Source organism: uncultured Subdoligranulum sp. (assembly GCF_937890665.1).
The window spans coordinates 1-7,310 of the sequence record NZ_CALADU010000042.1 but is presented as its reverse complement, the minus strand read 5'-3'; the positions used below and the strand labels follow the sequence as shown (position 1 = coordinate 7,310).

At 58.1% G+C, this 7,310-nt stretch carries 9 protein-coding genes; 5 read left to right on the top strand and 4 right to left on the bottom strand.

Features of this window, described 5'->3' with window-relative positions; genetic code table 11:
- From Q0526_RS02415 to hrcA, 3 genes are all read right to left on the bottom strand, one after another.
- The coding region (locus Q0526_RS02415; RefSeq protein ID WP_298730507.1) for an Hsp70 family protein at positions 1-351 on the bottom strand (351 nt) is incomplete at its 3' end.
- 81 nt (positions 352-432) lie between these two features.
- Positions 433-1,035 (bottom strand): nucleotide exchange factor GrpE, encoded by a 603-nt coding sequence (locus Q0526_RS02410; RefSeq protein WP_298730505.1) that lies wholly within the window; start codon positions 1,033-1,035, stop codon positions 433-435.
- A gap of 20 nt (positions 1,036-1,055) precedes the next feature.
- The gene (gene hrcA / locus Q0526_RS02405; RefSeq protein WP_298730503.1) at positions 1,056-2,069 is read right to left on the bottom strand and encodes a heat-inducible transcriptional repressor HrcA; all 1,014 of its coding nucleotides are present in this window, start codon (positions 2,067-2,069) and stop codon (positions 1,056-1,058) included.
- Positions 2,070-2,300: 231 nt separating this feature from the next.
- On the opposite strand from hrcA, the gene Q0526_RS02400 reads away from it, so the two are divergent.
- On the top strand, positions 2,301-3,683 hold the full coding sequence (locus tag Q0526_RS02400) for an MATE family efflux transporter (RefSeq protein ID WP_298730501.1): 1,383 nt from the start codon (positions 2,301-2,303) through the stop codon (positions 3,681-3,683).
- Between the two features lie 4 nt (positions 3,684-3,687).
- Here Q0526_RS02400 and Q0526_RS02395 read toward each other — a convergent pair whose 3' ends face one another.
- The gene (locus Q0526_RS02395) at positions 3,688-4,230 is read right to left on the bottom strand and encodes a stage V sporulation T C-terminal domain-containing protein (protein WP_298730499.1); all 543 of its coding nucleotides are present in this window, start codon (positions 4,228-4,230) and stop codon (positions 3,688-3,690) included.
- Between the two features lie 71 nt (positions 4,231-4,301).
- On the opposite strand from Q0526_RS02395, the gene Q0526_RS02390 reads away from it, so the two are divergent.
- The 4 genes from Q0526_RS02390 to Q0526_RS02375 form a co-directional block, all read left to right on the top strand.
- Entirely contained in the window at positions 4,302-4,778 is a 477-nt protein-coding gene (locus tag Q0526_RS02390) for an 8-oxo-dGTP diphosphatase (protein WP_298730496.1), read from the top strand.
- A gap of 109 nt (positions 4,779-4,887) precedes the next feature.
- On the top strand, positions 4,888-5,760 hold the full coding sequence (locus Q0526_RS02385; RefSeq protein ID WP_298730494.1) for a PPK2 family polyphosphate kinase: 873 nt from the start codon (positions 4,888-4,890) through the stop codon (positions 5,758-5,760).
- Positions 5,761-5,762: 2 nt separating this feature from the next.
- Positions 5,763-6,878 (top strand): glycosyltransferase, encoded by a 1,116-nt coding sequence (locus Q0526_RS02380; RefSeq protein WP_298730492.1) that lies wholly within the window; start codon positions 5,763-5,765, stop codon positions 6,876-6,878.
- On the top strand, positions 6,875-7,310 hold a 436-nt coding region (locus Q0526_RS02375), incomplete at its 3' end, for a glycosyltransferase family A protein (RefSeq protein WP_298730490.1). The genes Q0526_RS02380 and Q0526_RS02375, both read left to right, overlap by 4 nt.

Genomic DNA, 7,310 nt, shown 5'->3' with positions numbered 1-7,310 from the left:
CGTGATGACCGCCTCGGTGACAGGCTCGCCCAGATAGGCCTCGGCGTCAGCCTTCAGCTTGGAGAGGATCATGGCGCTGATCTCTTCCGGGGTGTAATCCTTGCCGCCGGCATGGACCTTCTCGGCCGTGCCCATCTTACGCTTGATGGAAGAAATGGTGTTTTCGGGGTTGGTGATGGCCTGACGCTTTGCGACCTGACCCACCAGACGCTCGCCGGTCTTGGTGAAGCCTACCACAGAAGGCGTGGTACGCGCGCCTTCGGCGTTGGCGATAACAACGGGCTCGCCGCCCTCCATAACGGCAACACAGCTATTGGTGGTGCCAAGGTCAATACCAATGATTTTGCTCATACTATAAAACTCCCTTCAAAAATGCATTTGAATGTGGTGAATGTTGTATTTATCTGAAACGGGTGTTGCCCGATTCATACGTTATTCTGCAACGACTACCGTTGCGTGGCGAATGATCTTATCGCCGATTTTGTAGCCCTTCTGGAACACCTGCACCACAGTGCCGCTCTCCTGCCCTTCGGCGGGGGGAACCTGCTGCACAGCGTTCATGAAGTTGGGGTCAAACGGCTTGGACAGCGCCTCGATCTCGGTGATGTGCAGGTTTTCCAGCGCTTTGGCCGCCTTATCCAGCGTCATCATGACGCCCTTCTTGTAGTTTTCGTCGGTGCAGACGGCGTTGGCAGCCATGTCCAGCGTATCCAAGATTCCCAAAATCTGGGTGACCGCGTGGGAAATACCGTCGTTGAATTTCTGGTCGGCCTCCCGCTGGGAACGCTTGCGGTAGTTATCGTACTCGGCCGCGGTGCGCAGCAGTTGGTCTTTCAGCTCGGCGTTTTTCTTCTCGCTGGCTTCCAGCTTAGCTTGCAGCGCTGCTTGCTCGTGATGATGTTTCTCCTTTTTATCGGCCTTGCACCCCGACGCAGCAGTCTGTTCCGCTTCCGTCTTGGTTTCGGTCTCGGGGGCCTCGGCAGCCTGTTCAGGCTGGGTCGCCGTCTTTTTTTCGTTTTCTGTTTTGTGGCTCATTGCGGATCCTCCTTATCCTTTTATTGGCCCTGCCCGGCCATGCTCTGTCCCAACTTGGTGGCGAAGTAATCGAGGATCGGCAGCAGGCGCCGGTACTCCATTCGGGTGGAACCGATCAACGCTACCGAACCGGTCAAACCGCCGCCGGCCAGATACCGCTTACTGACGATACAGGCGCCCGGCATAGCCGGGTCCAAATCGCTGTCCAGCGTAGCGGTGATCTTGCCGCCGTCAGGGCGAAGCAGCTCGGTGGCCGCCTCGTTGTCCGAGAAGATCTCTAGCAGTGTGCCGAGATTTTCTCGCACATCGGGCATTTTGGCCAGATATTGTGCGCCCTGCAAACATGCCTGCGGCCCGGTGGTAACCAAGGCCTGTGCGGCCAAAACCACGGGCGCCAGCCGCTCCCCGGCTGCCAGCACCATACTGGCGGTGAGCATCGGGCTTAGATCCTGCGGGGCCACAAAGGTCAGCCCGCGGTTCAGCAACTGGGCCAGATTGGCGGCATCATCCCGGGTCAAGCCGGTGTCCACCCGCGCCACGCGGGTGCGGACGCCGCCGGCACTGGTAACGGCCAACACCGCCGCCGAGTAGCGGCCGACCTGCACCACCTCAAAGTGGGCGATGCAAAGGTCCGGCGCCTGCGGCGTGGTGACCGCGGCAGCACATTCGGTCAAATCGGCTAGGCAACGGGCGGCAGCAGGTGCCAGCTTCTCGGGTTCCACATCCATACCCGCAAACAGCGCGTCGATGTGTTCCCGGTCCGCTTCCGGCAGTTGGGTGCTGCCCGGTGCGTCGATGAGATGATCGAGGTAGTAGCGATACCCCTGCGCACTGGGCACGCGCCCGGCGCTGGTGTGGGGCTGTTCCAGCAGTCCCAACTTGGTCAGGGCAGCCATCTCGTTGCGCAGGGTGGCACTGGACAGTGCCATATCAAAGTAGCTAGCCAGCAGACCGGAGCCTACCGGCTCGCCGTCACTGGCATACAGGGCAACAATAGCTTCTAGGATCCGCTGCTTGCGGGCATCCATCGCCATGTCGCTCATCTCCTTTGCTGCGTTTCTGAGTTTGTTTTAGCACTCCATATCTCCGAGTGCTAAACTTATTATACCCCCCAAATTTCGCCTGTCAAGAGGTTTGCCGAAACTTTTTATAAGTTTAACAGTTTCGTCACAATCCCCTTCCTGCCCACCGCTTGACAGCGTCCTGCCGTAGTTTTATACTACTTTGTAAATTCTTATTATAATAAGTAAAGAAGGCGTACCCTTATGCAGACTTCCTCGGATGATAAGGCATTTTTGGCCAACGACCCTCTTGGCGGCTTATTGCTGCGTTTGGCACTTCCCACGGTGGCCGCGCAACTCATCAATATGCTGTACAACATCGTGGACCGTATCTACATCGGCCACATTCCCGAAATCGGTGCTATGGCGCTAACCGGTGTGGGGGTTTGCCTTCCGCTGATTATGATTGTTTCTGCCTTTGCGGCCTTGGTGGGCAACGGTGGTGCGCCCCGGGCCACCATCGCCATGGGGCAAGGCAACAAAGAAAAGGCCGAGCAGATCCTCGGCAACTGCTTTGCGCTGCAGATCGTCATCTCGGCTGTGCTGACCGTCCTTCTCTTTTTGGGGGATCGCACCTTCTTGTTGGCTTTCGGCGCCAGCGGCAATACCATTGACTACGCTGTGGCCTACATGGATATCTACGCTGTGGGTACCATCTTTGTACAGATGACGCTGGGCATGAACGCCTTCATCACGGCACAGGGCTTTGCCAAGGAAGGCATGCTCTCGGTGCTGATCGGCGCCGTGGCCAACATCCTTCTGGATCCCGTTTTCATCTTTGTGTTCAACATGGGCGTGCGCGGTGCCGCGCTGGCCACCGTGCTCTCTCAGGCGCTGTCCTGTGTGTGGGTGCTCTCCTTCCTGTTCGGCAAGCGCACCTTCCTGCGGCTGCGCAAAGCCAACGTTCAGCTTCGCCCCAGTGTGTTGCTGCCCTGCGTGGCCCTTGGCGCCGCTACCTTTATTATGCAGGCCAGCGAGAGTGTGATCTCGGTAGCGTTTAACGCTTCGCTGCTGCGCTACGGTGGCGATCTGGCCGTAGGTGCCATGACGATCCTCTCCAGCGTTATGCAGTTTGCCATGCTGCCGCTGCAAGGACTGGGCCAAGGCGCCCAACCCATTATCAGCTACAACTATGGCGCCGGCAAACGGGATCGGGTGAAAAAAGCCTACTTCTTACTGCTGCGGGCAAGTTTGTTCTACTCCTGCCTATTGTGGCTCTTGGTGGAACTGTTCCCGCAGGCCTTTGCCGCAATGTTCACCAGCGACGCCGAATTGGTGGCCTATACTGGCAATGCGCTGCGCATCTATGTGGCTGCCCTCTTCCTCTTTGGGATTCAGATGGCCTGCCAGATGACCTTTACCTCGCTGGGCAAGGCCAAACAGTCCATTCTGGTGGCGGTCATGCGCAAGTTCATCCTGCTGCTGCCGCTGATCTACGTGATGCCGCTGCTGTTCCGGGAAGATCAGGCCCGCGCCGTCTATATGGCGGAACCGGTGGCCGATGTTCTGGCGGTCGCTTTCACAACGGTGCTGTTCTTCTTCACCTTCCGCAAAGTGCTGCGGCAGATGGACAAGCCGGCAGCGTAAAACATCACTCCTCCATCCAGCGCGCCAAAAAGTTCGCGGCCATCGTGATGGCTTGGACGGTTTCGGGCTTGGGGGCAGGATCCCGCAAGGTGCCGGGCAGCAATACGGCGCCTTCTACATCGCCGTGGGCCACAATGGGCGCCAAGCACAAAATCACCCGTTCCCCCCGCTCAAAAAGCCGCAGCCGCTTGGCGGGGTTCTCCGGTGCGGTATAGGTCGCCCGGCCGGAAAGCAGATGCTCGGTCTCGGTGGAAATATCCCGGCCCATCATATCGTTTTTGCCGCTGCCCGAGGCCGCTGTGATGCGGGCCCGGTCACAGACCAGCACCGGCCGCTCTAAATTTTTGGCCAGCACCTCGGCATAGACCGCGGAAAGCTGGCCCACTTCTGCCAACGGGGAGTACTTTTTAAACACCACTTCCCCGTCGGCAGCGGTATAAATTTCCAAGGTATCCCCCTGACGGATACGCTGGGTACGGCGGATTTCTTTGGGAATCACCACCCGTCCCAGTTCATCGATTCTACGCACAATTCCGGTTGCTTTCATAGAATGTTCCTCCCCTACGGTTTTGTGGTAGTATTTGCTAAATGTCGGATTTTATGTACAGGAGACTGGGTATGGACCTTTTACAGACCACGCTGTGCTATCTGGAGCAGGATGGCTGCTATCTGATGCTGCACCGCATAAAGAAAAAGCAGGATGTGAACCACGACAAATGGATTGGCGTGGGGGGCAAGTTTGAACCCGGCGAAACGGCGCTGGACTGCGCGATGCGGGAAGTACAGGAAGAAACCGGCCTGACCATGCAGACCCCACGCTATCGGTGCATGGTGGATTTCTACTGTCCGCCTTGGCCCGCCGAGCGGATGCACCTATATACCTGCACCGAGTTCACCGGCACGCTGACGGACTGCGACGAGGGCACACTGGAATGGGTGCCCAAAGATGCCGTTTTGTCGCTGCCCATCTGGCCCGGCGACAAGCTGTTTTTCCGGTTGTTGGCCGAAGAAGCGCCGTTTTTCCATCTGGAACTTTACTATGACGGCGACACCCTGCGCCGCGCTGTGTTGGACGGTACACCGGTTTCACTGTAAGGCAAGCCCCTCCCCTTCTGGGGAGGGGCTTTTTATCGCTCTGCCTTGCACAAATGCACAAAAAAGGGTATACTAGTTCTATCTATAAAAACATGTGGGAGGGTCTACCATGAAAGCCGATCGTTACCGTTTTGACGGCGCACAGCCGTGCCATCTGCGGGAGCTGCCCTGCGACAGCAAACGCGACGGTGTGGATAAAGAGCGAATTCTTGAGAAAACCGCCCGCAATTTGCAGGAGATGGCCGCCTTGCAGGACGCCCTATATGCCGATGGCCGGGAAGGGCTGATCTTTGTACTGCAGGCGTTGGACGCTGCCGGCAAGGACAGCACCATCAAGCATGTAATGGGCGGGTTGAATCCGCAGGGCGTGCGGGTGACCAGCTTCAAACAACCCAACAGCGAGGAATTGAGCCACGATTTTCTATGGCGTGTCCACAAAGCGCTGCCGCCCCGGGGATCCATTGCCATCTTCAACCGCAGTTACTATGAAGACGTGCTGGTGGTGCAGGTCCACGACCTGCAGAAGACCTACCGGATGCCGCCCCGCACGTTGGAGGATGACAGGAAAGACTTTTTCAAAAAGCGCTACCGGCAGATCCGCAACTATGAGGAATACCTGTATGAGAACGGCTACCGGGTGGTCAAAATCTTCCTCCATGTTTCGAAAGAAGAGCAGAAGAAGCGTTTTTTGGAGCGCATCGACAATTCCTCCAAAAACTGGAAATTCTCGATGAGCGACGTAAAAGAGCGCGCCCACTTTGAGGAATATATGGATACCTTTGAAACGGTGATCGAGGAGACCGCTACCGAGCACAGCCCTTGGTACGCCCTGCCCGCCGATCAAAAATGGTATACCCGCTATCTGGTCAGTGAGATCGTGGTGGATGCCCTGCGCCGCTGCTGCCACGAATATCCTCAACTGCACCAAGATGCGCTGGCGGAATTGAAAGACTGCCGCACCAAATTGGAAGCGGAGGAATAACCATGGCCCCCATTCGTGTGTTACAGGTCATGCCGGCCATGGATGCCGGCGGTATGGAGACTTTTGTGATGAACGTCTACCGTACCATCGACCGGGAACAGGTACAGTTTGATTTTTTGTACCATTACAATAAAAGCTGCTTTTTTGACGACGAGATTTTGTCGCTGGGCGGGCGGATCTACAAGCTGACTGTGCGGCAGGACAACAATCTGCCCCGCTATCTGCGGGAATTGCGAGCCCTGTTTGCCGACCATCCCGAATGGCGGATCCTCCACGGGCATTACAGTGGGTTTGGCATGTTTTACAACACCGTGGCCCGCCGGGCTGGGATTCCGGTGCGGGTGGGGCACAGCCACAACACCGCCTACGAGCACAATCTGGTAGGCACGCTGGACCGGCTGATGAGCCTGCGGTTTTCCGCCGGGTTGACCGACCGCTTTGCTTGCAGCGAACAGGCCGGCAAGATGCTGTACGGACAGGCCCCTTTTACCGTGCTGCCCAACGGCATCGACACGGCCCTTTTTGCGGCCCGGGATCCCCAGCGGCGGGCATTGCTGCGCGGCGATCTGGGCGTAGCTGACAACGAGATTCTTTTCGGCCACGTGGGCCGGTTCAGCGCCCAGAAAAACCACGCCGGATTGCTGCGGATCTTTGCGGCGGTGCATCGCCGCCTGCCCCGGGCCCGGTTGGTGCTGCTGGGCGGCGGTCCCGCCCCCTACATAGAAAAGATGCAGGCGTTGACCCGGGAATTACAGTTGGGCGACAGCGTGATCTTTGCCGGGGTGCGCAGCAACATTCAGGGCTTTTACGATGCCATGGATGCTTTTTTGCTGCCCAGCCTGTTTGAAGGCCTGCCGGTAGTGCTCATCGAAGCCCAGACCGCCGGCCTGCCCTGTTTTGTGGCAGACACCATCGACCGGGGTGCTGCCTTTACCGACCGGGTCCATTTTCTGCCGCTGCAAGACACTGACGCTTGGGCCAACTGCATCGCCGCCGCCAGTTTGCGGCGTGACCCGCAAGCCCGGCACAAAGCAGAAGAAGCCGGATATGACATCCATCACAGCGCCGGCGTGCTGCAGGAGTTTTATCTGCGCCGCCACAGGGAGGTGACGGCATGACCCCCCGCGAAACGCCGCGGTGCGAGATCGCCGTGATTGTGCCGGTACACAATGCCGCCGCCTTTCTGCCCGACTGTCTGGATTCCATCGCCGCCCAACGGTTTGACGATTTTTGCTGTATTTTGGTGGACGACGGATCTACCGATGACTCCCCTGTCCTCTGCGATGAAATTGCCCAGAACGACCGCCGTTTTGTGGTGATCCACCAACCCCAAAGCGGGGTCAGTGCCGCCCGCACCGCCGGAGTGCGCCGTGCCCGGGCAGAAGGAGCGATCTGGCTGGCTTTCTGTGATGCGGATGACCGGTATCACCCCGATTTTCTGCGCACGCTCCATACGGCCGCACAGGACGCCGCCCTGCCGTTGGCCTGCTGCCGGTACGATACCTTTACCGATACCGCCCCTGCCGATGCGCCGGCTCCTGAGAACTACA